This is a genomic window from Pseudomonas chlororaphis subsp. aurantiaca, assembly GCF_013466605.1.
GTDB classification, from domain to species: domain Bacteria; phylum Pseudomonadota; class Gammaproteobacteria; order Pseudomonadales; family Pseudomonadaceae; genus Aquipseudomonas; species Aquipseudomonas chlororaphis_I.
The window spans coordinates 3,530,074-3,554,862 of sequence record NZ_CP059162.1 but is presented as its reverse complement, the minus strand read 5'-3'; the positions used below and the strand labels follow the sequence as shown (position 1 = coordinate 3,554,862).

Annotated in this window: 23 protein-coding genes and 1 pseudogene; 8 read left to right on the top strand and 16 right to left on the bottom strand. The window is 64.7% G+C overall.

Annotated features, from left to right (window positions below; all coding sequences use genetic code 11):
* Positions 1 to 72: 72 nt before the first annotated feature.
* Both H0I86_RS16180 and H0I86_RS16175 read left to right on the top strand, forming a co-directional pair.
* The gene (locus H0I86_RS16180; protein WP_180921260.1) at positions 73 to 1,608 is read left to right on the top strand and encodes an FAD-dependent oxidoreductase; all 1,536 of its coding nucleotides are present in this window, start codon (positions 73 to 75) and stop codon (positions 1,606 to 1,608) included.
* A 216-nt stretch (positions 1,609 to 1,824) separates the two neighbouring features.
* On the top strand, positions 1,825 to 2,049 hold the full coding sequence (locus tag H0I86_RS16175; RefSeq protein ID WP_180921259.1) for a hypothetical protein: 225 nt from the start codon (positions 1,825 to 1,827) through the stop codon (positions 2,047 to 2,049).
* 162 nt (positions 2,050 to 2,211) lie between these two features.
* On the opposite strand, the gene ydiJ is transcribed toward H0I86_RS16175, so the two are convergent.
* Positions 2,212 to 5,280, bottom strand: a complete 3,069-nt coding sequence (gene ydiJ, locus H0I86_RS16170) for a D-2-hydroxyglutarate dehydrogenase YdiJ (RefSeq protein WP_180921258.1) — start codon at positions 5,278 to 5,280, stop codon at positions 2,212 to 2,214.
* Positions 5,281 to 5,440: 160 nt separating this feature from the next.
* On the opposite strand from ydiJ, the gene H0I86_RS16165 reads away from it, so the two are divergent.
* On the top strand, positions 5,441 to 6,343 hold the full coding sequence (locus H0I86_RS16165) for a LysR substrate-binding domain-containing protein (RefSeq protein ID WP_180921257.1): 903 nt from the start codon (positions 5,441 to 5,443) through the stop codon (positions 6,341 to 6,343).
* A 12-nt stretch (positions 6,344 to 6,355) separates the two neighbouring features.
* Here H0I86_RS16165 and H0I86_RS16160 read toward each other — a convergent pair whose 3' ends face one another.
* Positions 6,356 to 7,117: a phytanoyl-CoA dioxygenase family protein gene (locus tag H0I86_RS16160; RefSeq protein WP_180921256.1), complete on the bottom strand. Its 762-nt coding sequence runs from the start codon at positions 7,115 to 7,117 to the stop codon at positions 6,356 to 6,358.
* Positions 7,118 to 7,122: 5 nt separating this feature from the next.
* Positions 7,123 to 7,353, bottom strand: a complete 231-nt coding sequence (locus tag H0I86_RS16155) for a hypothetical protein (RefSeq protein WP_009049123.1) — start codon at positions 7,351 to 7,353, stop codon at positions 7,123 to 7,125.
* Positions 7,354 to 7,626: 273 nt separating this feature from the next.
* Here H0I86_RS16155 and H0I86_RS32185 point away from each other — a divergent pair, with 273 nt between their 5' ends.
* The 4 genes and pseudogenes from H0I86_RS32185 to H0I86_RS31955 all read left to right on the top strand — a co-directional run bounded on the left by H0I86_RS32185 (position 7,627) and on the right by H0I86_RS31955 (position 9,516).
* Entirely contained in the window at positions 7,627 to 7,914 is a 288-nt protein-coding gene (locus tag H0I86_RS32185) for a hypothetical protein (RefSeq protein WP_258019325.1), read from the top strand.
* A gap of 50 nt (positions 7,915 to 7,964) precedes the next feature.
* Entirely contained in the window at positions 7,965 to 8,498 is a 534-nt protein-coding gene (locus tag H0I86_RS32180) for an S-type pyocin domain-containing protein (protein WP_258019324.1), read from the top strand.
* Position 8,499: 1 nt separating this feature from the next.
* Positions 8,500 to 8,973: a DUF6392 family protein gene (locus tag H0I86_RS16145; protein ID WP_258019323.1), complete on the top strand. Its 474-nt coding sequence runs from the start codon at positions 8,500 to 8,502 to the stop codon at positions 8,971 to 8,973.
* A gap of 26 nt (positions 8,974 to 8,999) precedes the next feature.
* A pseudogene (locus tag H0I86_RS31955) lies at positions 9,000 to 9,516 on the top strand (DUF6392 family protein).
* Here the strand turns inward: H0I86_RS31955 and H0I86_RS16140 are convergent.
* Positions 9,474 to 10,636 (bottom strand): IS3 family transposase gene (locus tag H0I86_RS16140; RefSeq protein ID WP_180921255.1). Its coding sequence is split into 2 segments (ribosomal slippage): positions 9,474 to 10,381 and positions 10,381 to 10,636, totalling 1,164 coding nucleotides; the frame shifts between segments, so codons are not numbered across the junction. The pseudogene H0I86_RS31955 and the gene H0I86_RS16140 sit on opposite strands and share 43 nt — an antisense overlap.
* Positions 10,637 to 10,860: 224 nt before the next feature.
* Between H0I86_RS16140 and H0I86_RS16135 the strand changes: the two genes are divergently transcribed.
* Complete coding sequence (locus tag H0I86_RS16135) at positions 10,861 to 11,283, top strand: NUDIX hydrolase (protein ID WP_180921254.1); 423 nt, start codon at positions 10,861 to 10,863, stop codon at positions 11,281 to 11,283.
* Between the two features lie 38 nt (positions 11,284 to 11,321).
* Here the strand turns inward: H0I86_RS16135 and H0I86_RS16130 are convergent, their stop codons facing one another.
* The 12 genes from H0I86_RS16130 to H0I86_RS16075 form a co-directional block, all read right to left on the bottom strand.
* Positions 11,322 to 11,762 (bottom strand): CBS domain-containing protein, encoded by a 441-nt coding sequence (locus H0I86_RS16130; RefSeq protein ID WP_180921253.1) that lies wholly within the window; start codon positions 11,760 to 11,762, stop codon positions 11,322 to 11,324.
* 95 nt (positions 11,763 to 11,857) lie between these two features.
* Complete coding sequence (gene nirD, locus H0I86_RS16125; RefSeq protein ID WP_180921252.1) at positions 11,858 to 12,244, bottom strand: nitrite reductase small subunit NirD; 387 nt, start codon at positions 12,242 to 12,244, stop codon at positions 11,858 to 11,860.
* Positions 12,244 to 14,805 (bottom strand): nitrite reductase large subunit NirB, encoded by a 2,562-nt coding sequence (nirB, locus tag H0I86_RS16120; RefSeq protein ID WP_180921251.1) that lies wholly within the window; start codon positions 14,803 to 14,805, stop codon positions 12,244 to 12,246. The genes nirD and nirB overlap by 1 nt, the downstream gene beginning before the upstream one ends.
* 393 nt (positions 14,806 to 15,198) lie before the next feature.
* Positions 15,199 to 15,813 carry an RraA family protein gene (locus H0I86_RS16115; RefSeq protein WP_180921250.1) on the bottom strand — a complete coding sequence of 205 codons (615 nt, stop codon included), beginning with the start codon at positions 15,811 to 15,813 and terminating at the stop codon, positions 15,199 to 15,201.
* Positions 15,810 to 16,589 (bottom strand): IucA/IucC family C-terminal-domain containing protein, encoded by a 780-nt coding sequence (locus H0I86_RS16110; protein ID WP_180921249.1) that lies wholly within the window; start codon positions 16,587 to 16,589, stop codon positions 15,810 to 15,812. The genes H0I86_RS16115 and H0I86_RS16110 overlap by 4 nt, the downstream gene beginning before the upstream one ends.
* Complete coding sequence (locus tag H0I86_RS16105; protein ID WP_180921248.1) at positions 16,586 to 17,377, bottom strand: ABC transporter ATP-binding protein; 792 nt, start codon at positions 17,375 to 17,377, stop codon at positions 16,586 to 16,588. Before H0I86_RS16105 ends, H0I86_RS16110 begins: the two co-directional genes overlap by 4 nt.
* 10 nt (positions 17,378 to 17,387) lie before the next feature.
* Positions 17,388 to 18,419 carry a FecCD family ABC transporter permease gene (locus H0I86_RS16100; RefSeq protein ID WP_180921247.1) on the bottom strand — a complete coding sequence of 344 codons (1,032 nt, stop codon included), beginning with the start codon at positions 18,417 to 18,419 and terminating at the stop codon, positions 17,388 to 17,390.
* Positions 18,412 to 19,401, bottom strand: coding sequence for a FecCD family ABC transporter permease (locus H0I86_RS16095; RefSeq protein ID WP_180921246.1), 990 nt, complete (start codon positions 19,399 to 19,401; stop codon positions 18,412 to 18,414). Before H0I86_RS16095 ends, H0I86_RS16100 begins: the two co-directional genes overlap by 8 nt.
* Positions 19,398 to 20,288 (bottom strand): ABC transporter substrate-binding protein, encoded by an 891-nt coding sequence (locus H0I86_RS16090; RefSeq protein WP_180921245.1) that lies wholly within the window; start codon positions 20,286 to 20,288, stop codon positions 19,398 to 19,400. Before H0I86_RS16090 ends, H0I86_RS16095 begins: the two co-directional genes overlap by 4 nt.
* A complete protein-coding gene (locus tag H0I86_RS16085; RefSeq protein WP_180921244.1) occupies positions 20,281 to 22,149 on the bottom strand; it encodes an IucA/IucC family protein in 1,869 nt (622 codons plus the stop codon). The genes H0I86_RS16090 and H0I86_RS16085 overlap by 8 nt, the downstream gene beginning before the upstream one ends.
* A 4-nt stretch (positions 22,150 to 22,153) precedes the next feature.
* Entirely contained in the window at positions 22,154 to 22,927 is a 774-nt protein-coding gene (locus H0I86_RS16080) for an HpcH/HpaI aldolase family protein (protein WP_180921243.1), read from the bottom strand.
* Positions 22,921 to 24,783 carry an IucA/IucC family protein gene (locus tag H0I86_RS16075; protein WP_180921242.1) on the bottom strand — a complete coding sequence of 621 codons (1,863 nt, stop codon included), beginning with the start codon at positions 24,781 to 24,783 and terminating at the stop codon, positions 22,921 to 22,923. The genes H0I86_RS16080 and H0I86_RS16075 overlap by 7 nt, the downstream gene beginning before the upstream one ends.
* Between the last annotated feature and the right edge of the window lie 6 nt (positions 24,784 to 24,789).

Below are 24,789 nucleotides of genomic sequence, written 5' to 3'. Positions count from 1 at the left end.
ACCCGGCCCCGCGCACCCGAGAAGGTGACGCGCAAGGATGGCCGAGGGCGCGCAATGCGCAGGAGAAAAGCGATGACCTTTTATGTCGTGGCTCGCCTCGACCAGCTGCCCGAAGACCGCGGCACCCGGGTCCAGGTCGGCGCCGAGGCCGTGCTGCTGATTCGTACCGGCGATCAGGTCCAGGCCTACCAGGCCGATTGCCCCCACGCCGGGGCGCCCCTGGAACAGGGCGCGGTGTATCAGGGGCAACTGATCTGCCCCTGGCACAAGGGCGCCTTTGCCTGCGCCAACGGGCAAGTCTGCGAGCCGCCGCCCCTGGCGAGCCTCAAGCGCTACAAAGTCGACATCCGCCATGACAACCGGGTCTGGGTCGCCGACCAGCCCATGCCCGAGCCCGCCCCACCGCGGCTGGCCGACTCGCGCCGGCTGCTGGTGATCGGCGCCGGCGCCGCCGGGGCCGCCGCGGTGGCGACGCTGCGGGCCAAGGGGTTCGGCAGGAACCTGACCTGGATCGACAAGGAAGCGCGGCCCGCCTATGACCGCACGGCCCTGAGCAAATACGTGCTGGCCGGCGAGATGCCGCCGGATGAGGTTCCCGCCCTGCTCGAGCCGGAGTTCTATCGCAAGGCCGATATACGGGTGCTCAAGGCCGAGGTCCTGCGCCTCGACCCAAGGCGGCGGCAGATCCTGTTGGCCGACGGCCAGCGCCTGGACTACGACGCGGCGCTCCTGGCCACCGGCGCCGAACCGCGCCTGCCGGCCATCGAAGGCGCCGACCTGCCGGGGGTGTTCATGCTGCGCTCGCGCGAGGACGCCGCGCGCCTGCTGGAACAGGCCCGGCCCGGCAAACGCGTGGCGATCATCGGCGACGGCTTCATCGGCCTGGAAGCCGCCTCGGCCCTGCACAAACGGGGGCTGATGGTGCACCTGATCGGTCGCCACCAGGTGCCGCTGCAACGCCAACTGGGAGAACGCATCGGTAGCGCCATACGGGCCCTGCATGAACAGCACGGGGTGATCTACTACGCCGGTTGCGAAGCCCGGGCCCTGGTCGGCGAGGGCCAGGTGCAACAGGTGGTCCTCGACAACGACCAGCGCATTGCCGTCGACCTGGTGCTGTTCGGCACCGGCGTCAGCCCTGCCACGACCTTCGTCGAAGGCCTCGAACGCGCCGAGGACGGCTCGCTCAAGGCCGATGCCGGCCTGGCCGTGGCCGACGGCCTGTGGGCCGCCGGCGACATCGTGAGTTTCCCCCGCGACGGCCGCTCGCAACGCATCGAACACTGGCGAGTGGCCCAGCAACAAGGCCAGCTCGCGGCGTGCAACATGCTCGGCGAACAGCTGAGTTTCAGCGTGGTGCCGTTCTTCTGGACCTACTTCTACGACCAGACCTTCGAGGTGCTCGGCCACGCCCGCCGCTGGAACCAGATCGTCTTCGAGGGCGAGCCGGAGCAGTACCGCTTCATCGCCCTGTTGTGCTTCAACGAACAGGTGGAGTCGGTGGTCGCCTGCGAGTACCCGCGGGCCATGGCGGTGCTGTCGCAGCGCATGCAACGGCCGCTGTCGCGCAGCGAGGCCCTGGAGCTGATCCATGGCACGCCGGAATGAAGTGGCTGGCGGCCCAAACACGCGCTGCCGACAACCGCTCGGCAGCACCATGGAACCCTGGGTAAAAGGCGACTTTCCAAATCCAGGCAAGGTCTCGATATCTCGGCCAGCGGCCGAGGCACCCAGGGCCAGGAACAGCAATAGCGATGAATATCCATGCGCTCGGGTGTCTTGCCGTGGTCGGCCCTATGCAGGATCAAGAAGGACGACGCATCCATGAACAGGACAGAACGATTCAACCGGGAGCTGGCGAATAACGCCCGGCTGTTTGCCGAAGCCGACCGCCTGGATGTCCAGGCCTATGAGCTGCTTAACACCGACCATGTCGACGACGACCGCCTGGCCCTGTTCAGCCAGGCCAAGCAGTTGGCGAACGAAAAATACCTGGAAGCGCGCAACGACTGGCTGCGCATCAAGCGGTTGATGGACAGCAGCGACTGAAGGCACCGGCGCCGGCAGGAAGACTTTTGCGGTCGCTGCGCAACCGAGCGCAGCCTCGCAGGCTCGGCAGCGGCTACACAGACAACGCGGTTGCTGTAGCCGCTGCCGCAGGCTGCGATCGAGCGCGTAGCGCTCGCAGAACCGGCACCACGGTGAAGCTGATCAGGCCTCGAGCGGGCGCTTGCGCAGTTGTTCCAGCAAGACCTGGAGTGGGTGCTGCAGCCCCTGCCCCTCCTGGCGCTTGACCTGGCTGCGGCAGGAATAACCGTCGGCCAGCAACCGCCCACCCTGGCCGTGGCGCGCCACCAGCGGCTGCCAGGACTGCTGGTAGATCACCTGCGAAGTCGCCAGGTTGCGGGTCTCGTGGCCGTAGGTCCCGGACATGCCGCAGCAACCGCTGGCCAGCACCTGCAATTTCAACCCCATGCGCGCGAACACCTGTTGCCACAGGCCGATGCTGCCCGGCTCGTTGGTCTTCTCGGTGCAGTGCGCAAGGAACTGATACGGCTCGGCCTCGGCGGTCGGGCCCGCTTCGGCCGATGCCTCACTAGGTACTACAGGCAGCACCCGGGCCAGCCATTCCTGCGGCAACAGCACCTCGGGGGCCTGAGCCGCACCCAGGGTCTTGCGGTATTCCTGGCGGTAGACCAGGGTCATCGCCGGGTCGAGCCCGACCAGGGGCACGCCGCTGGCCTGCAGTTTCAGCAGCGACTGCGCGTTGTAGCGCGCGGCCCGGGCAAAGGCGCCGAGGAAACCCTGGACCTGCAAGGGCTTGCCATTGGCGGCGAACGGCGCGAGGTAGATCTGCACGCCCAGGCGCTCGACCAACTCCAGCCACTCGGCCGCCAGCGGCGTCTCGAAGAACCGGGTAAAGGCGTCCTGCACCAGGATCACGCTGCGCTGGCGCTGCTCTTCGGAGAGCGCCGCCAGTTCTGCGGCGTTGGCCATGCGCACATTGCGCCGGCGGCACACCGCCTGGAAATCCAGGGTGCTGAGCAACGGGCTGTCGACCATGCCCGCCAGGTGCTTGAGGGCACGGCTGACCGGCGCCGCGCTGATCAGCGCGTTGTACAGCCGTGGCAGGCGCGCCAGATAAGGCACGCTGAACTCCAGGGAGCCGATCAGGTAATCCTTCAGCGGACGCAGGTAACGGCCGTGGTACAGCTCGAGGAAGCGCGAGCGGAACTCCGGCACATTGACCTTGACCGGGCATTGCCCCGCGCAGGACTTGCACGCCAGGCAACCGGCCATGGCGTCGTACACCTCATGGGAGAAGTCCTCGCGCCCGCCCAGCCGCGCCGCGCTGTTGTAGATGCGCCGGGCCAGGTTGGAAAGCCGCGCGCCACCGCCGTTCAGCACATCCACCCCCTGCTCGCCCTGCAGCCGCAGCCACTCGCGGATCAGCGAGGCACGGCCCTTGGGCGAATGAATGCGGTTGCGGGTGGCCTTCCACGACGGGCACATGGCATCGTCCGGGTCGAAGTTGTAGCAGGCGCCGTTGCCGTTGCAATGCAGGGCGCTGTCGTAGCTCTGCCAGACGCGCTCGTCGATGGTGCGGTCAAGCTCGCCGCGCAGCACCACTTCGTCGACCCGGGTCAGGCGCGCCTCCGGCATCGAGGCCGGGGTGGCGATCTTGCCCGGGTTGAGCTGGTTGAACGGGTCGAACGCAGCCTTCAGCGCCTGCAACGACGGATAGAGTTCGCCGAAATAGTCCGGCACGTACTGCGAACGCAGGCCCTTGCCGTGCTCGCCCCACAGCAGGCCGCCATGCTTGTGGGTGAGCGCCGCCACCGCATCGGAGATCGGCCGGATCAACGCCGCCTGCTCCGGGTCTTTCATGTCGAGGATCGGCCGCACGTGCAGCACGCCGGCGTCGACATGGCCGAACATGCCGTATTGCAGGCCATAACCATCGAGCAGCGCGCGGAATTCGAGGATGTAGTCCGCCAGGTTCTCCGGCGGCACCGCGGTGTCTTCGACAAAGGGCTGCGGTCGCGCTTCGCCCTGGACGTTACCCAGCAGGCCGACCGCGCGCTTGCGCATGGCGTACACCTGGTTCACCGCCTGGGCGCCGATGGCCAGGGTGTGGCCCAGGCGCACCACCGAGCTGTCCTGCTGCAGGTGCCGGACAAAGGCGTCGACCCGCTGCTCCAGCTCTTCCTGATCGTCGCCGCTGAACTCGATCAGGTTGATGCCCAGGGTCGGGGTGTCCGCCTGTTCGGGGAAATACCGCGCCACGCCGTGCCAGACGATGTCCTGCATGGCCAGCATCAGCACCTTGGAATCCACCGTCTCGATCGACAGCGGTTTCAGCGCCATCAAGGCCTTGGCGTCGCGCAGCGCATCCATGAAACCGGCGTAGCGCACGTTGACCAGGATCGAGTGCCGGGGAATCGGCAACACATTCAGCCGCGCCTCGACGATAAAGCCCAGGGAGCCCTCGGAACCGCAGAGCACGCTGTTGAGGTTGAATTGCTCCGGACTCTCGCGCAGGTGCGCCAGGTCATAACCGGTCAGGCAGCGATTGAGCTTGGGAAAGATCGCCTCGATCAGCTCGGCCTGGTGATCAGCGATGTCCTGGGCGCAGCGGTAGACCTCGCCGATCCGCCCTGGCTGCGCGGCTGCCTGCTCCAGTTGGCGGTTGTCGATCGGCGCGCTGTCCAGGCGGCTGCCGCCCAACAGCACGGTGCTCAGCGCCAGTACGTGGTCGCGGGTCTTGCCATAGGTGCAGCTGCCCTGCCCGCTGGCGTCGGTGTTGATCATGCCGCCGACGGTGGCGCGGTTGGAGGTCGACAGCTCCGGGGCGAAGAACAGGCCGTGGGGCTTGAGGGCGGCGTTCAGCTGGTCCTTGACCACCCCGCTCTGCACCCGCACCCAGCGCTCCTCGACATTGATCTCGAGGATCTGGTTCATGTGCCGCGACAAATCGACCACGATGCCGTCAGTCAGCGACTGACCGTTGGTACCGGTACCGCCGCCACGAGGGGTGAGCACCACCGCGCGGTGTTCCGGGCTCGCCGCCAGCCGGGCCAGCCGCTCGACGTCCGCCACATCCCGGGGAAAGACCGCGGCTTGCGGCAGCCGCTGGTAGATCGAATTGTCGGTGGCCAGCACCGTGCGCAGGCCCAGGTCACGGGCGATCTCGCCACGAAAACCGTCGGCGGCCAGGGCGTCGAGGAAACCCTGGTAGTGGGCCAGCGGGTCGCGTTCGGGGGCAAGCAGAGCAATCATCAAAAAGGCTTCCAGGCAGAGAAAAGGCGCAGCGGTGCATGCAAAACACGTATGCTTGCACGCAGCCCGAGGGGCGGCGGTCAGCCGAAAATGCCTATTTTCCTGAAGCCTTGCCCCTCGGGCAAATGTATTTCATGTGCTTTTTTCATGAGTTTTACGAATGAACCCCAGACGTCTCACCCCGTCGATGTCGGTGCTGGTGGCCTTCGAGGCCGCGGCGCGGCATGGCAGCTTCACCAAGGCCGCCGAAGAACTGGCGCTGACCCAGAGCGCCGTCAGCCGCCAGGTCCAGGCCCTGGAGTCGCTGCTGGAAGTGCCGCTGTTCAGCCGCGACGGCCGGCATATCGAGCTGACCGCCGCCGGCGCCCTGTATCACCACGAGCTGGCGGCGGCCCTGGCGCGGATCCGTAATGCCACCTTGCAGACCATCGCCCACAAGGCCGGCGGCGGCCCGCTGCACCTGGCAGTGCTGCCGACCTTCGGTTCGAAATGGCTGCTGCCGCGCATGCATGACTTCTACGCCAGTCATCCGGGCACCCTGGTGCATATCCACTCGCGGATCGTCACCAGCGACCTGTCGAAGGACACCGCCGACATGCACGCGATCATCTGCGCCGGCACCGGCCACTGGCCCGGCTACGAGGCCCATCGGCTGCTGTCGGAAAAGCTCACGGTAGTGGTCAGCCCCAAGGCCCTGCCCGAGCACGGCTCGATGTCCGTCGGCGACGTGGCGCAACAGTTGCTGTTGAACGTGGTGTCGCGTCCCGACGCCTGGCCCGAGTGGTTCGAGCAGAACGGCCTGCATCCGCGGGCGATGCGCATGGGGCCGGGGTTCGAGCTGACCGCACACCTGATCCAGGCGGTGGTCGCCGGCATCGGCATCGGCCTGGTGCCGCGCATCCTGGTGCAGGACGAGATCCACAGCGGCGAGCTGGTGGCGCTGTTCGAGCCGGTGGACAGCGGTCGCGGCTATTACCTGGCCTACCCCAGCCGCTATCAGCACCTGCCGTCGTTGCAGGCGTTCAGCCGCTGGTTGCTGTCGATCCCTTTTCCCGACAGCTGACAGTCGCCTCGCTCAGTCGTACTCGGCCTCCTCATGCTCGCCGAGCAGGCGCCGCTGGCGCGCCGAGGCCGCCGCCAGCACCTCGGGGTTGAAACACCAGTGCAGATAGGGCGAAAACTTCTGCGCCACCATGCGCCGGCCATAGTGCACCTGCAGCAGGTAGCGGATGCGCTCGGCGCTGCTGTTTTCGCTGCCGGCATGCCACAGCTCGCTGCGAAACATCAGCGCGTCGCCGGCCTGGCACAGCACGGCCTGGGCCGTTCGGCCATGCCAATGCTCCTCGCCGGCCCGTGGCGGCCGCCCGGCCCGATGGCTGCCCGGCACCACGCGGGTCGGGCACAGGTCCTGGTCGATATCGTCGAGGTACAGGTGGCAGGTGCAGATCTGCATCGGCAGCTCGAATGCCGGATCGCTGAGCAGGCTGCGCGGCAGCTGCATCGCCAGGTAATCCAGGTGCAACCCCATCCCTTGAAAGCCCGGATGGCAGCGCCAGGCGGTCTGGCCGATGACATGGCAATCGTCGCCCAGCGCCGCCTCGGCCAGCTCGATCACCCCCGGCAGATCGAGAAACGGCAGCCACAGCGGGTCGCGGTTGAACACGCATTTGTAGTGCTCGAGCAAGCCGCTGTAGTCCCAATGCTGGGGCTTGAGGCCGTCGATGGCGCGGCGCAGCAGCTGGATCTGCAACCCGTCGAGCACTCCGGGCAGCAGCACGAAACCCTCGCTGTGCAATGCCCGCAGACGCTCGGCGGTCAGTGCTGGCATGGCGGTCATGGCGGCTAGTCGATTGGGCCGATATTGATCAGCCGATCGCTGCCCAGCCCCGGCACCCTGGCCAGCACCCCGACCGGCGTGGCGGCGGAAAACTCGATGACATAACCCATGCCACTGCCGTCCTCCTCCATGGCCACGACCCAGCGCGCCACTTCGTCGGGGTTCAAGCTCAGCGCCTGCGCCACCCGGCGCTGGCGACGTTCCTCGAGCGTTTCGTCCAGGGCGTCGTCGTTCATCTGGCTCAACCTCCGGCGGATAACAGCCCCTCCGGACCTGGGGCGGCCCTTACAACGGCTGTGAAAATCATTGTGGGCAAAAGTTGAATCCCGCTCACCGCGCCGTGACGAACGGCAGGCTTTATTGCCGGCTCCGGATTGCCGGTTTTGTCGCCGGCCCACAAGCGAGTTTTCTTTCAAGCGTTTCAGAAAGGGCCTAGAGCGCCGCGCCAGGGCGGCCCCCTAGCATGGGTGGCTGATCCAGACAGCGAAGCCGCCGATGCGTTTACCGACATGCGTTTACTAAAAAGCTCCGCCCCCGAGGCACGGCATGCGCAAAGTGCCCATGACGCCGAAACCCGGGTGCGCATGGCCCTGCAACGCAACAGGTCGAGCCTGGCGGGGCTGGACGAGCTGTTGCGTGAGCACTACACGATCAACAGCGATCGGGACATTCTTGCCGCCGTCAGAAACGGTGACTGGGTGCTGGTCACCGACAGCTCCGCCGCGACAGCCAGGGCACGCTGCAAATCCGCGGCATCCACACCAGCGCCCAGTCGGGCCAGGACAACGGCCCGGTAATCACCGCCCCGACACCCTACCCGGGCGTGACCGACGAGCTGGCCCGCCTTATGGTCCACCCCATCGCCGAAGGCGGCGACAGCCAACTCCAGGGCGCGCCCCTCGACGAGTTCAAGGTCGAAGACTGCATCATCACCTTCCCGGCAGACAGCGGCCTCCGCTCGCTGTACCTGGTCTTCGCCAAACCGATGGTCAACCCACTGGAAGTCGGCCCGGCGAATGATCTTTCAAATAGAAGTGCCAAGGATGGGCTGGATATTGATCACATACCGTCGCAAAAGGCGTTGGAGGTTTTTTTGAATGAAAACGTCCCGGGCATCTCCCAACCTGAAGTCAAAGATCATCTACGAAAAGCCCCAAGTATCGCGATACCTCACAAGGTGCATCAGAAGTACAGTGAGACGTATGGTGGTAGAAACACCAAGACCCAGCAGGCCAAGGATGCGGCTGACCTACGGACAGCCGTAGATACTAATCTCGATGCCATCAAGCCTTACCTTTTGGAAGAGGGTTTTACCGAAGAACAGATCGAAATGGCACGCACAAACCTGCACAACCTCCATCAGGAACAAAACTGGTACTGATATGAACGCCGCAATGATTGATGACTTTGTTAAAAGTCTCGGACGTACTTACCCCGAATTGATCGCCTCTGGAATGTATCTTCCTGGCGGTCCGCCAACAGGTATTTTCGAGGACAGCGACACCTTATCTATGTCGCCTGAACCGGGTATTGAGCTGGGATTCTGGGCCAGCAATCAGCGGTTTGAAGATCTGTTCATCACTTTCCTGGAAACCTTTCCCGGAAGGCCCACCTACAAAGGAGGGCTTCCCTATCAGCTCAAAACAAAAATGAACCAGAGCTGGGTTAGATCCCAATACGGCGAGCCCTTGGAATCAAAAGGTCCATACAAAATTCCTGTGCGTGGGCTGGTAGGCGGGTGGGAAACCTATCGTTTTCCAGGCATGTCCAAAAACATCAATGTGTTGTTCAAGTACACCGTCGACATGGAAGTGGAAGGGATAGTGTTCAGACTTAACGAAAAATCCCACGCTTAGTTTTACGGGGCACAGCTGGCACGAATATGAACGCCACAATGATCGATGACCTGATTAAAAGTATGGGGAGGACCTATTCCGAGTTGATCGCATCCGGAATGTACCTCCCAGGCGGGCCGCCAAAAGGTATGTTCGAGGGAGATGAGGCAGCGTCCATGTCGCCTGCAGCCGGAATAGATTTGGGCTTTTCAAGTACTCAGCACTTTGACTCTCTCTGTATCTACTTGCATAAGACTTCCGACGACGACTCAGTTTACGAGAATGAATTGCCGTACCAGCTCCAACGCCGAATGAACCAAGCTTGGGTAAGGTCCCATTACGGAGAGCCTTTGGAGTCAAAAGCACCTTTCAAAATGCCGGTACTCGGAATGACTGGCGGCTGGGATACCTACCACCTTCCTGACACGGCAAAAAACATTAGAACGGTATTTCAAATACGACATGAACATGGAAGTTGAAGGAGTCGTGTTCAGGTCAAACAACAAGCCCAACTGTAGTGGTCAACTAATCCCGGACACGACGTTAAGTTTTTTCTCGGCCTGAGCCGGGGCCAGCCCATCGTTGAACTGGTGCGGTCGAGTCCAGTTGTACCGATGCATCAGGTAATGACTGATGTCTCGGTGCGCCTCTTGAGCCGTCATGTAGCCCACGGTCGGTATCCATTCAGTTTTCAAACTGCGAAACACACGCTCCATCGGCGCATTATCCCAACAGTTTCCACGACGGCTCATGCTTTGGCGCATGCGGTAACGCCAGAGCCGTTGGCGAAACTGGCGACTGCCGTATTGCGAGCCCTGATCCGAGTGAAACAGCAGTCCTTGAGGCCGGCCACGCTGCTCGTAAGCCATATCCAGAGCCTTGATCACTAAGTCCGCGTCCGGTTTGCTCGACAGCGCCCAGCCCACAACTCGGCGCGCATAGAGATCCAGCACGACAGCCAGATAATGCCATTTCCCTTGGGCCCAGATGTAGGTGATATCGCCACACCAGACTTGGTTGGGTGCCGGCACTTCAAACTCTCGATTCAAGATGTTCGGAATATCCGGCCGCTCAACCGTCGCTTGTTTGTAAGCATGTGATCCAGGTTGTTTGCTGACTAACGCCAGCTCCCGCATCAGACCACGCACCTTGAACCGTCCGATTTGCTCGCCATCTTCCTGCATCATCGACACAATGCTGCGGCTGCCGGCGGCGCTCCGACTTTGCGTGAACAACTCATTGACTCGACTGCGTAACCGAAGTCGTTCAACGTCCGGAGTTCGACATCTGAGGCGGTGGGCGTAGTAGCACGAACGAGTGATATCAAAGACGACACAAAGCCAATCAACCGGCTCTTGGGTGCTCAGTTGATCAATCAGCGCGTGCGTTCGTGCTCTTCCGACATCAAGAGCGCGGTAGCCTTTTTTAAAATGGATTTCTCCCGCTCAAGACGAGCGATCCGGGCTTCCAACTCCTGGATCTTCTGCTGCTCGGGCGTCAGCGCTTTTGTCTGCGGAGTAACACCACTGCGCTCCTGCTGGAGTTGGTTAACCCAGCGACGCAACGCGGACTCGACCACCCCGAGCGAGCGGCAGGCCTCGATATGGCTATAGCCTTGATCGAGCACGAGAGCTGCAGCCTCGCGTTTGAATTCAGCGGAAAAGGAACGACGTTGCTTGGTCATCAGACACCTCTATCTGGCGAGCATTCTCGCCTAAATGGGTGTCCGGTTTCATTAGACCACTACAAACGTTTAGTTCTGTATGGACAAGGCTGGTATCGATACAAACGCAGCAATGATCGATGACCTGGCTAAATGTCTTGGCCGCACCTATCCCGAAATGATCCCTTCCGGGAAGGTTTTCCAGCCGATCAGGAGGCAAAATTACAAACCAATAGGAAGATGGCATGACAGTAGATAAAGCCTGTCCGGTAGTGCTACGGAGCAGTGAAACCCTAGAAATCCTGGCGTTTGAGCATCCGCTGGCAGGTGTGCAATTGGTCAAGGGTAGCGTGGAACCCGGAGAGTCGACCGAGACGGCCGCTGCCCGAGAGCTGTTCGAAGAAGCCGGGATTGAGGGCAAGGTGGTACGAGATTTGGGGGTGTGGCGCTCGCCTATAACCGGACAGATGTGGGCATTCCATGAGTGTCATGTTGCACAAGACCTCCCTGATACCTGGGTTCATCATACTGAGGATGACGGAGGGCATGAGTTCAGGTTTTTCTGGCATCCATTAATGAGTGAGCCCTCTGAAGCCTGGCATCAAATTTACAAAGATGCCTTGGGGTTTATAAGACTTAGTCTCGCAAAAGCACTCATGGAGAATTGACACTCAACCTGGCAATCTCACTCACCCGCCCCCTCCCCTCAATCCCCCCGAATATAGAGCTCCAACTGCCGAATCAGATCCGCCTGTTCGACAATCGCTTCCTTCACCAGATCGCCAATCGACAGCAAGCCAATCAGTTGCTCGCCTTCCAATACCGGCAGGTGGCGCAGGTGGCTGTCGGTCATCACGGCCATGCAGCGTTCGATGCTGTGCTGGCTGTCGGCGGTGACCACGGGGGCGCTCATGATGGCGCGGACCGCAGTGCCTACCGATGAGCGGCCTTGCAGCACCACCTTGCGCGCATAGTCGCGTTCGCTGATGACGCCGACCACCTGGCCGGCTTCCATCACTGGAAGCGCACCGACATTTTTCTGCGCCATCATTTGCAGTGCTTCGAGCACCATCTGGTCCGGGCCGATGCTGTGCACCTGGCGGTTTTCCACGGCCTTCAACTTCAGCAACTGAGCAGCGGTTTTCATGGGCGTCTCCGATACTTGGGCAACAGGGGTTCCGGCCCCGCGCCGGGTGGCGCGGAGTCAGGCATGGATCTGGATTGGCTAAGGCGTGCGGCTTATCACACGCCGATTTCCACCACGTCGCCGCGCAGCCGCGCCGGCCATGTCCGCAGGCGTTGCTCCGGGTATTCCAGGCAGGTGCCGTCGGCCAGGCGGAAGTGCTGCTTGTACAAGGGCGAGGCGATCACCAACTCGTCCTTGATGCAGCCCACCAGGCCGCGGCCGATCACGTTGGCGCCGGACTGCGGGTCATGGTTGTCGATGGCGTAGAGGGTCTGCCGCGCGCCGTCCGGCAGGTAGATCAGCGCCACCTGGGCACCGTCGTGCCAGACCACCACGCCGCTGTGGCTGACCAGGTCCTGGCGGCTGCACACCGCCTGCCACTGCACGCCGGGCTGCTCGGCGAATCCACTTTCGATAGGTTGCAGGCTTGTCGACAGGCTCATCAGAGCACCTCCTCGGTGACAGGGATCAGGTTGAGTTCGGCGGCCATGATCGGCCGGCGCTGGCCGCGTTCCTGGACAAAGTGAATGTCCGGGTCCGGGCGCTGGTCGTTGACGAAGGTGCGGAAGCGCTTGAGTTTTTCCGGGTCCTTGAGGGCGTTGGCCCATTCGCATTCATAGCGGTCCACCACCAGCTGCATCTGCGCTTCCAGCTCGGCGCCCAGCCCCAGGCTGTCGTCGATCACCACCGCCTTGAGGTAATCCAGGCCGCCCTCCAGGCTCTCGCGCCACACCGAGGTACGTTGCAGGCGGTCGGCGGTGCGGATGTAGAACATCAGGAAGCGGTCGATGTAGCGGATCAGCGTCTGGTCGTCGAGGTCGGTGGCGAACAGTTCGGCGTGGCGCGGACGCATGCCGCCGTTGCCGCAGACGTACAGGTTCCAGCCCTTCTCGGTGGCGATCACGCCGACGTCCTTGCTCTGCGCCTCGGCGCATTCGCGGGTGCAGCCGGACACCGCGAACTTCAGCTTGTGCGGCGAACGCAGGCCCTTGTAGCGGTCCTCGATCTCCAGGGCCATGCGCACGCTGTCCTGCACGCCGTAGCGGCACCAGGTACTGCCCACGCAGGACTTCACGGTGCGGGTCGACTTGCCGTAGGCATGCCCGGTCTCGAAACCGGCCGCGATCAGCTCGGCCCAGATGTCCGGCAGCTGGTGCAGCTGGGCGCCGAACAGGTCGATACGCTGGCCGCCGGTGATCTTGGTGTAGAGGTCGTATTTCTTCGCCACCTGGCCGATCACGATCAGCTTGTCGGCGGTGATCTCGCCACCGGCGATCCGCGGCACCACCGAGTAAGTGCCGTTCTTCTGCATGTTGGCCATGAAGGTGTCGTTGGTGTCCTGCAGCGGCACCAGGGAGCGGTCCATGATCGGCTGGTTCCAGCACGAAGCGAGGATCGAGCCGATTGCCGGCTTGCAGATATCGCAACCGACGTGGCCACGGCCATGCTTGGCGAGCATCTCGTCGAAACTGAGGATGCCCTCGACCCGCACCAGCGCGTACAGCTCCTGGCGGGTGTAGGCGAAGTGTTCGCACAAGCTCTTGTCGACGCTGACGCCACGGGCGATCAGTTCGTGCTCGAACACCTGCTTGAGCAGGCCGGAGCAGCCGCCGCAACCGGTGCAGGCCTTGGTCCGGGCCTTGAGCTGGCCGAGCTCGGAACAGCCGCCGTCGATGGCCGAGCAGATCGCGCCCTTGGTGACGTTATGGCAGGAACAGACCGTGGCCGACTCGGGCAAGGCGCCCGGGCCGAGGGTCGGCGCGCCGGCGCTGGACGGCAGGATCAGGCCGGCCGGTTCGGCGGGCAAGGCGATGCCGTTCTGCATGTATTGCAGCAAGGTGTCGTAGTAGCTGTTGTCGCCCACCAGCACCGCGCCGAGCACCTGCTTGCCGCTGGCATCCACCACCAGGCGCCGGTAGCTGGCCGTGGCTTCGTCGATGAACTGGTAGCTGCGCGCGCCCGGAGTCAGGCCCTGGGCGTCGCCGATGGAACCGACATCGACCCCCAGCAGCTTGAGCTTGGTCGACATGTCCGCGCCCATGAAGGGTTCGCCAGGCTCGCCGCACAGCTGCGCTGCGACGTTGCGGGCCATCTGGTAACCCGGGGCCACCAGGCCGAAGATGCCGCCGTTCCAGCTGGCGCACTCGCCGATCGCGTAGATATGCGGGTCGCCACTCAGGCACTGGTTGTCCACCACCACGCCGCCGCGCGGGCCGATCTCCAGGGCGCAGTCGCGGGCCAGGGCATCCTGGGCGCGAATACCGGCGGAGAACACGATCAGGTCGGTTTCCAGGAAGTCGTCGCCGGCGAAGTTCATCCGGTAGCGGTACTGCTCGCCGGCGCTGATCGACTGGGTGCCCTTGCCCAGATGCACGCCGACGCCCAGGGCTTCGATCCGCGCCTTCAGCGCGCGACCGCCCTGCTCGTCCAGCTGCACCGGCATCAATCGCGGGGCGAACTCCACCACATGGGCTTCCAGGCCCAGGCTCTTCAAGGCGTTGGCCGCCTCCAGGCCGAGCAGCCCGCCGCCCACCACCACGCCGCGCCGGGCATTGGCGGCCGCGGCGCGGATGCCGTCGAGGTCTTCCAGGGTGCGATAGACCAGGCGCGAGTCGCCCTCGGCACCCTCGATAGGTGGCACGAAGGGGTAGGAACCGGTGGCCAGCACCAGCTTGTCGTAGTGCAGCGGGCCGGCGGAGGTGAACACCTGGCGGTTGGCGCGATCGATGCGCAGCACCGCCACGCCCAGGTGCAGGGTCAGGCCCGGGGTCTGGTACAGCGCGGCATCGCCCAGGGCCAGGGATTCGGCGTCGCGACCGGTGAAATACTCGGACAGGTGCACCCGGTCGTAGGCGCGCATCGGCTCTTCGCTGAAGACGTGCAGGCGGTACTGCTCGAGGGCGCCGCGCGCCACCAGCTGTTCGACGCAATGATGTCCGACCATGCCGTTGCCGATCACGATCAGGGTTTTGTGTGTGTTCAAAGGGGCAACAATGGCATTCATAAATAGCACCCGACCCAAGCCAATCACGGTTTTTTTAAAGCAAAAAAAAACGCCTGAAACCTCACGGTTCCAGGCGCCTTTGCCTGTTATTTGCGGTGTGCGATCGGGCTGCTGTGCCTGATTCACCGAGTGCCCATGGCCTGTTGGCCGATCGATCCGCGTTGACCGACGGGGCGGCCCGCCCGCGACATGCGCGGTGGGGCGTTATCGGCTGTCCTGCAGCCTTTGTGCCAGGCTGCGCCGCATGCCTTGAAACGCCGTACTGGCGGGCTTGCGCGGTCATTCTGCAAGGCTTCCGGATAGCCTACCCTGGGCCAGGAATCGCCTTAGCCTGGTGCAAGGCCAGAGCAGCGAGCCTTATAAAAGTGCATACCCGACCGGTTCGCCGACGCGTCAGCGGCTGGAAGCCAGGCGCTGCAAGAATGCCGCGCGCCGCTCGCGGTCCAGCTCTTCCTTGGCCAGCAGCTCCGGCAACAGCGCCTCGGCCCGTTGCCCGTCGAGAATGAACACCCCGTCGTCGTCGCCGATGGCGATATCCCCCGGGTTGACCCGCGCCCCGGCCACCTCGATGGGCAGGTTGACCTCCCCTTGCTGGCCGATGCCGCGGGTGGTGTAGGCACTGACGCCACGGCTGAACACCGGCAGGCGATGCTCGCGCAAGGCGGCGACATCGGTGACCGCGCCCTCCACCACCACCCCGGAAAGGCCCTTGATCAACCCGGCCAGGGTCCGCAGTTCACCCCAGCAGGCGCATTCCTGGTCGCCCACGCACTGGATCACCAGCACGTCCCCTGGTTCGCTGAGCAGCAGCGCGTCGCGCAGGATGGCGCCATCCGGGGCGAAGACCTTGACCGTCACCACATTGCCAAGCATGCGCAGGCCGTCGAACAGCGGGCGGATACCGCGCAGGTAACCCTCGTCGCCAAAGTGGCCGAGGGTCGAAGGCGCGATGCCGCGGTAATGCTCGAGCAAGGCAGCGCTGGTGGATTGTTGGCGCGGAGCGATCATCGGCATTTCCTCGGGCGCAGCAGCGGGCATGTGGAGCAGTACTCGGCGGGCTCGGTGGCCTCGTAATAGAAGCAGCAGGTGCGGCGAAAGCGGATGCTCTTGCCCTCCTCCAACTGCGTCGGCGGGCGGCGAAAGTGCCGCAGCGGGTTGTAGTCCAGGCCGAACAGCTGCGGCGCGGCCTCTTGCAGCAGCCAGTCGAAGTCGGCTGCGTGGCGCAGACGGATCAGCGGGTCCTCGACCTTGCTCATGCGTTTTTCGTACAGCGAATAGACCCGCACCGCAGTGTTTTCCCAGAGGATGCGCCGGGAAATGCCGCTGACCCGGTTGAAGGTCTGCCACAGCGGCGCCAGCACTCCGGCGAACAACGACTCGACAATGGACGCGCGCCAGGCTTCGCGTTCGCCCGCGGCATACGCCTGGGGAGCCCGGTCCGGCAGCGGCATCGACGAAGTCCAGAGGCCGTCATCGTGACCGTACTCAATCACACAATCGTCCAGTGACAGCAGCAGGCCCTGGTCGCACACCGACATGGCGTACAGGCAGGCGCCGGTAGCGAGGAAGGAAAAACGCTTGGCCAGCAGCGAGGCGGTGATCGCCCGGGTCGGCGAACCTATCACTGGCCCCAGCTGGTCGAGCAGCGCGATACAGGTCTCATCGTCAAGCAAGGCCCGGGCACTGAGGGAGCGCTGCCGGTCACATTGCGCCATGGGTTTCAGGCGCAGCGGCCCGGATAGCACGCTCCAGTCTTGCCCGTTGAAGGCGGCTTGCAGGCTCATTGCGGCAATTCCCGGCCAAAGGGAATGCACAGCGGCGTGCCGAAAAACGGATCGGGGATGATCCGGCAATTGAGGTCGAACACCTGCTTGACCAGTTCCTCGGTCAGGATCTCCGCGGGCCGGCCCTGGGCGAACGCGGTGCGCTGGTGCACCGCCACCATATGGTCGGCGTAGCGGCAGGCCAGGTTGAGGTCGTGCAGGACCATGACGATGGTCTTGTTTTCCTGGCGATTGAGCTCGCGCAACAGGTCCAGCACCTCGATCTGGTGCGCCAGGTCGAGAAAGGTGGTGGGCTCGTCGAGCAGCACGATCTCGGTGTCCTGGGCCAGGGTCATGGCAATCCACACCCGCTGGCGCTGGCCGCCGGACAAGGCGTCCACCGGCCGCTCCGCCAGGGCCTGCACGCCGGTCTGCAACAGGGCGCGCTCGACCATGGCTTCATCCTGGGCCGACCATTGCTGCATCCAGTTCTGGTAGGGATAACGCCCCAGGGCCACCAGCTGGCGCACGGTGATGCCTTCGGGGGCGCTGGGCATCTGCGGCAGGATCGCCAGCTCCCGTGCCACCGCCGCGGTGGATTTGCGCTGGATATCCTCGCCATTGAGGATCACCGAGCCCTGCTGCGGCTTGAGCAGCCGCGCCAGGGATTTGAGCAGGGTGCTCTTGCCGCAGCCGTTGCTGCCGATCAGCACCGACACCTGGCGCGCCGGCAGTTGCAGGTCCAGCCCGTCGATAATCACCTGGCGCTGATAGCCCAGGGTCAGTTGCTGGGTTGCCATCGAGGACATCGGGAATTCCTTAGTGCCGCTGGTTGATCAAAAGATAAAGAAAGAACGGCGTGCCCAGCACCGCGACAAAGATCCCCGCCGGCAGATCCAGGGGCAGGAACAGGGTGCGCCCGATCAGGTCGGCGAGCATCACCAGGTTGGCGCCGACCAGCGCCGCCATCACCGCCTGCCCGGCGAAACCCGGGGCCACCAGGCGCTTGGCGATATGTGGCGCGATCAGCCCGACAAAGGCGATCGCCCCACCCCAGGCCACCGCCGCCCCGGCCAGGGCCACGCTCACCAGCAACAGGCCGGCGCGCAGCCACTGTACCCGCACACCGATGCCCTGGGCCAAGGCATCGTCCAGTTGTTGCACCCGCACCTGGCGCGCCAGCCACACCAGCAACGGCAGGATCGCCAGCAACCAGCCGGCCAGGGCCCGCGGCTCCGGCCAACTGGCGCCGTAGACGCTGCCGGTGAGCCAGACATAGGCCGACAAGGTGGTGGTCAGCGGACTGAACACCAGGACAAAGGTGGTCACCGCCGCCAGCAGCGCCGACACGCCGACGCCGATCAGCACCAGGCGCAGCGGCGAGGTGCCTTGCTTCCAGGCCAGCAGGTAAATCGCCAGGGCCGCCAGCCCGGCACCGAGCATCGCCGCCAATGGCAAAAACTGCGGCCCCAGCAGCAGGGAAAAGAACGACAGGTACAGCACCGCCGCGGCACTGGCGCCGCTGGTGATGCCCAGCAGATCGGGGGACGCCAGCGGGTTGCGGATGATGCTCTGCAAAATCAGGCCGGACACCGCCAGCGCCGCACCGACCAGGGCCGCCAGCAGCAGGCGCGGCAGGCGCAGTTGCTCGACGATGAACAGCAGGCGCTCGTCGCCGCCGCGCCACAACAGCTCCAGCACGGTCAGCGGCGACAGGTTGAGCTTGCCCAGGGACAAGGCGCCGAGCATCACCAGCGCCGTTGCCAGCAGCGCCAGCAACAGCCGCCACAGGGTCGCCAGGTCGATGCGCCGGGAGAAACCGGCGGTGCGCAGGGTCAGGGTCTTACTCATAACGACCTCCACGGCGCGCCAGGAAAATAAAGAACGGTGCGCCGAACAACGCGGTCATCACCCCCACCGGCACCTCCTGCGGCAGGATCACCAGGCGCCCCAGGGTGTCGGCCAGCAGCAGGAGGATCGCCCCCAGCACCGCGCAACCCGGCAGCAACCAGCGGTGGTCGATGGACAGGCCCTTGCGCACCATGTGCGGCACCAGCAGGCCGATGAAACCGATGCTGCCCGCCAGCGCCACCGCACTGCCGGCCAAGCAGATGATCAGCACGCTCATCAGCCAGCGGATCAAGCCGGTACGCTGCCCGAGGCCGATGGCAATGGCTTCGCCGGCGTTGAGTACATTGACCTGCCCGGCCAGCAGCAACGCCCCCGGCAAGGTCAGCAAGACACCCACCAGCAGCGGCGCGGCCAGCGCCAGGTCACGCTCGGACAGCGACCCGGCGAGCCAGAACAGCACGGTGTCCAGCCCCTCCTCGTTGACCACCAGCAACGCCTGGCTGAAGGCGGAGAACAACGCGGTGATCGCCGCCCCCGCCAGGACGATGCGCAGCGGGTTGAGGCTGCCCTGCCCGCGATTGCCGATCAGCCACACCAGGCTGCCGGCCAACGCGGCACCGATAAAGGCGCACCACAGCCACTGGCTCATGGACGACAAGGCAAACAGCGACGAGCACAGGATGATCGCAAAGGTCGCCCCGGCATTCACCCCGAACAACCCCGGCGACGCCAGCGGGTTGCGGGTCAGCGCCTGCATCAGCGCTCCCGCCACCGCCAGGCTCGCGCCCACGGCGACGGCCATCAGGGTGCGCGCCAAGCGACTGCTGAAGATCAACTGCTGGCCGGCGCTCAGGCTGTCCGGTTGCAGCAGGCCCTGAAGCAGTTGCGACGGCCCGATCCAGGTCGCCCCGGCCGCCAGGCTCAGGCCAGCGCACAGCAGCAGGACGACAAACGCCAGGCCGAGTTTCAGGCCACGGCTCATGAAGACGCCACCAGGCGGGCAATGTCGTCGAGCATCAGGTTGGCGCCGAGGATCCCCCCGGAGAAACTCCAGGCGATGCCATCGACCCGCCACACTTGGTCCTGTTGTACGGCACGCAGCTGTTGCCAGAACGGGTAATGCACCAGCCGTTCATAGTTGTGCTGCACCGCCTGGCTGTCTCGCTGGAATACAAAAAACAGGTCGGCATCGACCACGGGCAAGTTCTCTTTACTGGTGAGTTTGATATAGGTGCCGCGGGACTCGCGGGCGACCGGGTTCCAGGCGAAGCCCAGTTCGCTGAGCACCGAGCCGGCGAAACTGCTCGGCAGGTAACTGCGGATGTGGTCTTCGCGCACATCCAGCACCGACACCGTGGGCGGCCAGCGCCCGGCGAAATTTGCCTGCAACTGCTCGCGCAAGCGCGCCACCCGCCGCTGCCATTGGCCCAGCAGGCTGCTGGCCTGTTGCTGGCGGTTCAGGGCCGCGCCCATCAGCGCCAGGGTGCGCTTGAACTCAAAGACCTCCTCGAGCATCAGCACCGTGCCCATGCGTTCGAGCAGCGGCGCGATGCGCTGGTGGCGAAAGCGCGAGGCGACGATGACGTCTGGCTCCAGCAGCACGATGTCCTCCAGGCTGGGCTGGGTTTCCAGGCCAACGTGGGGAACATTCGCCAGCGCCGGGCGCAGGTAACGGAAGGTCGGCTTTTCGCTCGACGACTCCACCACGCCGCAGGGCGTCACGCCCAGCGCCACGGCGCTGTCGGTGGCGCCCTGGAACAGGGTGACCAGGCGCAGCGGTTCGGCGCGGGCGATCTGCGGCAATGCCAGCAACCCCAGGGACAGGCGCAACAGCGTGCGCCTGCAAGGATGGAGCAGCGGGTCAGGCATCGGCGGCCAGCCGCTGGAACGGGTTGACCACCTCGCCCTTGCCGAACGGCATGCTGCCCGGGCCGCCGGCGCGTTCGATCATCGGCGTCAGCAACAGCTTCTGCGGCCAGCGCGGCGCTTCGAACAGTTGGTGCCTGATCATTGCCCGCGCCTCGTCGTCGAACTCGATGCTCTGCAACAGCCCGTCCAGTACCTGGCGCAGCGCGCTCCACAGCTCGGTGGCCGGCAGGGTGTAGACCTGGGCCAGGGTGTCGATGATCGCCCGCACATTGACCTGGATCGCCAGGGTCTGCAGCCAGAACAGCAGGTCTTCGGGACGCTGGTGATACAGGGTGTTGGCGTGGCCTTTCTTGATCCGGTACTCCGGGTCGGCCATGCCGTTGCGTTCCAGCCACGGCACGAAGATGCGCAGCGAATCGTGGTCGCGCAGCAGCAGGCCCTGGGCCTGGCCGGCCTTCCACACCAGCACCGCGTTCTGCCCGTGCACCTCGCCGAGCATGCCGAGGCGGAACATCCGCAGGTTGACGTCGAAGAAGCGCTGGCACAGTTCGCTGAACAGGATCAGCACCGAAGCCTGGGTCGCCGGCAGTTCGCGGTACTGCATCCACTCATCGAAGAAGTGCCGGTTGCTGCCGGGCAATGGCGTGCCCAGGGCGGCCATCGGCAGCAGGCGGCAGTCCGGGTCATCGAGCAAGGCTTGCGGGTAACCGCGGACCATCGCCGACAGGTGCCGCGGCGCCTCGTCGAACAGGGTCGCCTGGGGCGGCATGAAGGCCCACCACTTGCTCTCGTCGCACAGATGCAGGCTCTGTTCCAGCACCGGGTCGAGGCGCCGCACCTGATGCAGCAACGCCTCGCTGAGGCCGCCGTTGATCATCTTCACCGCCGGCAGGTAGCGCGAGGCGCCCAGGGAGTAGATGGCCATGGGCAGCTTCAGGTAGTCGGCGCTGGCGAAACAAGGGGTCATCGAGCGCAGCGACGAAGTAGCGAAGACCGTGGCTTCGCTGAAGTCCAGGCGCTGGCAGTCGCCACGGGCGAAGGCATCGCCCAGTTGCGCCTGCAACACATGTTCGAACTGCCACGGGTGCACCGGCAAGGCTACGTGGCTGTCACCGATACCGCGTTCGTGCAGCTCGCCGGCCAGGCGTTCCTGCAAGGCTTCGGGCAACAGGTAGCGCGCCGGGTAGACCTGCTCCAGGTCCGTCACGCCCTCGCCGCCTTGCAGCAGGCTCTTGCGCACCGCCACCCAGTTCAGCGCTACCGGCTGGGCGAACTCGGCCTGGTACTGCTGGTATTCGGCCTGCAGCAAACCCTGCTTGGCCTTGGCCAGCGGATGGTACGGACGATCGCGCAGCGAAGCCCACTGCTCCATGGTGCGCAAGAAGGTGGCGCCGTCCTGGGTCATCAGGCCCTGGTGGTCGACCCGGTGCTCCAGGGACAAGGCGGTCTGCCAGACGCTGATATGCAGCACTTCGAGGAACAGCGTCAGGCCCTTTTCATTGTCCTGGAAACGCGGGCCCATGCCGGTGAACACCCGGCGCATGAAGTCCACCGGACCCAAGGCGGTCCAGCGCTGCTCCTGGCGGGCCAAAACCTGCGTGCCCGGGACCTTCTCCCACTGCTGGGTGATGCCCGGGCGCAGGGCGATGCTGATAAAGCGCTGCTCCTGGGCGTCGCAGCACCATTCCCAGATCCGCTGCCGGGCATCGGTGCCTTCAAGGGCTGGGGCTTCAGGGTGAGCCTGGCGCCATTGGCTGGCCGTCAGCAGCGGCAAGGGTTCGCGACCAAAGAAGTCTTCGGCCAGCAGGCAATCGATCAGGTCCTGCATCACCAGTTCGGCGGCCATGGAAGTGAAGTTCATCGGATTATTTTCCTTCTAGAGAAAGGGTGGCCAACCTGGCCTGGAGAGCACGAAAGGCGATGCCGCGTTCGTCGCCGAGGACAAAGGCCCGGACCCCACGCTCGCGCCAGCGGCCCAGGTCGCCCTGCTGTCGGGGAATCGCGCAGTACGGCACGCCGGCATGGTCCGCCGCCTGCCAGGCTTCGAGCAGGGCCTGCTGGACCTGCGGCTGGTCGATCTGCCAGGGCATGCCCAGGGATTGCGAGAGGTCGGCCGCGCCTTCAAGGATCATGTCCAGGCCCGGCACCGCGGCGATCTGCGCGGCGTTGCGCACGCCGGCGGCGCTTTCGATCATCGCCACCAGCATGATCTGTTCGTTGGCCTGCCCCACGTACTGCGCCAGACTGTGCTTGCCGAAACTGCCGGGGCGCCCGGCGTTGAGGCTGCGCTGGCCCAGCGGGTGGTATTTGCAGGCGGCGATCGCCGCCTGCAACTGCTCGGCGGATTCGATCATCGGCAGCACGATGCCCTGGGCGCCGCCATCGAGCAGGCGCAGCAGGGTCTTGGGATTGAGGTCGGCGACCCGCACCAGCGGCGTCAGCTCATAGGCTTCGGCGGTGCGGATCATGTGCTCGACGGTTTCCGGATTGATCAGCGCGTGCTCCATGTCAATGATCACGAAGTCGAACCCGGCCTCGGCGATCAGTTCGATGGCCGCCGGCGCCGGAATCGAGCTGATCAGCCCGTACACCGCCTGCCCGGCCGCCAGTTTGCGTTTCAGCTGGTTGCTTCTCAGCATGCTTGCGGCCTGTAGGCGTGGAGTGGATTGGGCACCGGCTTGAAGCGCCGCTCAGCGTCGCCCAGCAGGCGGCGCTTGGTCAGCTCTTCCACCTCGTAGCTCGGCGCGAACACGTCGAACAGGCCGAAACGGTCGCGGTGTTGCGGATGGGCATTCTGGTAGTCGAGGATCACCTCGGCGGTCATCCGCCAGAACTGGCCTTCGTCGAGCTGGTAGTGCTGGCGCAGGAAGATCGCCATCTCCGCCAGGCAGATAAAGAAGAAGCAGTCGCAGGAGAAGTCGCGCACCGCGTTGACGTCATCGGTGAGGATGAAGGAGTTGCGGTTGAGCTTGGCGTGGCTGGCGGGCAGCGGCACCAGCTCCGGGCACAGCTCGGGGCGCGCCAGGTGCGCCGGCGAGTAACGCACACCGTCGTGGAAGTCCTTGAGGGCGATGCGCTGCGGCCAGCCCTGCTTGACGATCAGCACGATGTTCTGGCCGTGGGATTCCATGCCGATGCCTTCGGCGTAGAGCATGTGGATGATCGGCGGCACCGTCACCTGCAACAGCTGGCGGGTCCAGGCCTGCAGGCCGTACTGGCGGATCCAGGCGTCGATGAACGGCTGCTGCGGCCCACTGCCATAGCGGTTCTCCACATGGCTCAGGCCGTTGAACGGCACGGCCTGCTCGTCGGCCTTCAGGTATTGATGGATGCTTTCGCGCCAGATCGCCCCCAGGGTGCCGTAGGCCTGGGGCCCGCGGGACTCAGGGAGGTGCTGGTAGTCGAAGCTGACCCCGGCCACTTCGCCGAGGATCACGAAATCCAGCTGGCGCGCGGTGCTGTCGCTGGCGATCAGCTGTTGCAGCCAGTCGGTGATGATCGGCCCGTTCATCACCGTGTGCCGGGCCAGGATGCGCGTGCTGGAGGTGTTGGTCATGCTCATGGCCAGCTTGACGTAGGGCCGCTGCTTGGCCGTGGCGTTGGCCAGGGTGCGGATCGACTGCTGGGCCTTGTACTGGTCGTCCGAGGTGCCGAGGTAGATCAGCTCGCCGCTGAGCAACTCCGGGTAGAAGGTCGAGACAATCAGGTTTTCCCACTGCCACGGGTGCACCGGCAGCAGTTGGTAGTCGTCCAGCGCCCTGCCCTGGCTGGCCAGTTGCTGCTCGACCTGCTGCCAGCGCTCGGCGCCCAGCTCCTGGCGGATAAAGGCCGGGAAATCGAGTTTTTGCGAATGCTTGAGCGAGGCCCGGTTGCGCGCGACCGCCAGCCACACCACGGCGATCGGCGTGGCGAACTCCGGGCCATAGGCCTGGTTGTCCGCCAGGGAAAAACCGATGCGCGACTTGTAGCACGGGTGGTAGCTGTGGGCGTCCATGAAGTGCTGCTCCAGGGCGTCCACGTCCAGTTCGTGGGCCGGCTTTTCGGCCTGGTAACCCTGGCTGCGGGCTTGCAGGTCCTTGAGCTGGGTCTGCTCCAGTTCCTGGATGAAGCGCCCCAGGTGCGGGCTGTCCTGGTAGTCGCCGAGCAGCTCGGCGAGGGCCTGGTGCAGGTTCGGCACGCTGCGCTGGCCGCGGCTGTCGAGGCGTTCCAGGCTGGAGGAATCGAGGCGGATCAAATCGAAGCTGGCGCTGAGCAGGCCGTTGCAGTGGTACTCCACCCGCTCCTGCCGGCCATCGACGCCGAGTACCACAAAACGCCGCTGGCCGCCCTGCAGCGGCTGGCTGTCGAACGGCAGCACGCCTTCGTACAGCAGGGTCTGCAACAGCTGGCCGACCACCCGCTGCTGCACTTTTTCATCGATACGCCCATCCACCCTGGCCAGCCAGGCGCCGGGGCCGGAGTGCGGGCTTGAAGTTGTCGAGATTGCAGTCGCCATGTTCAT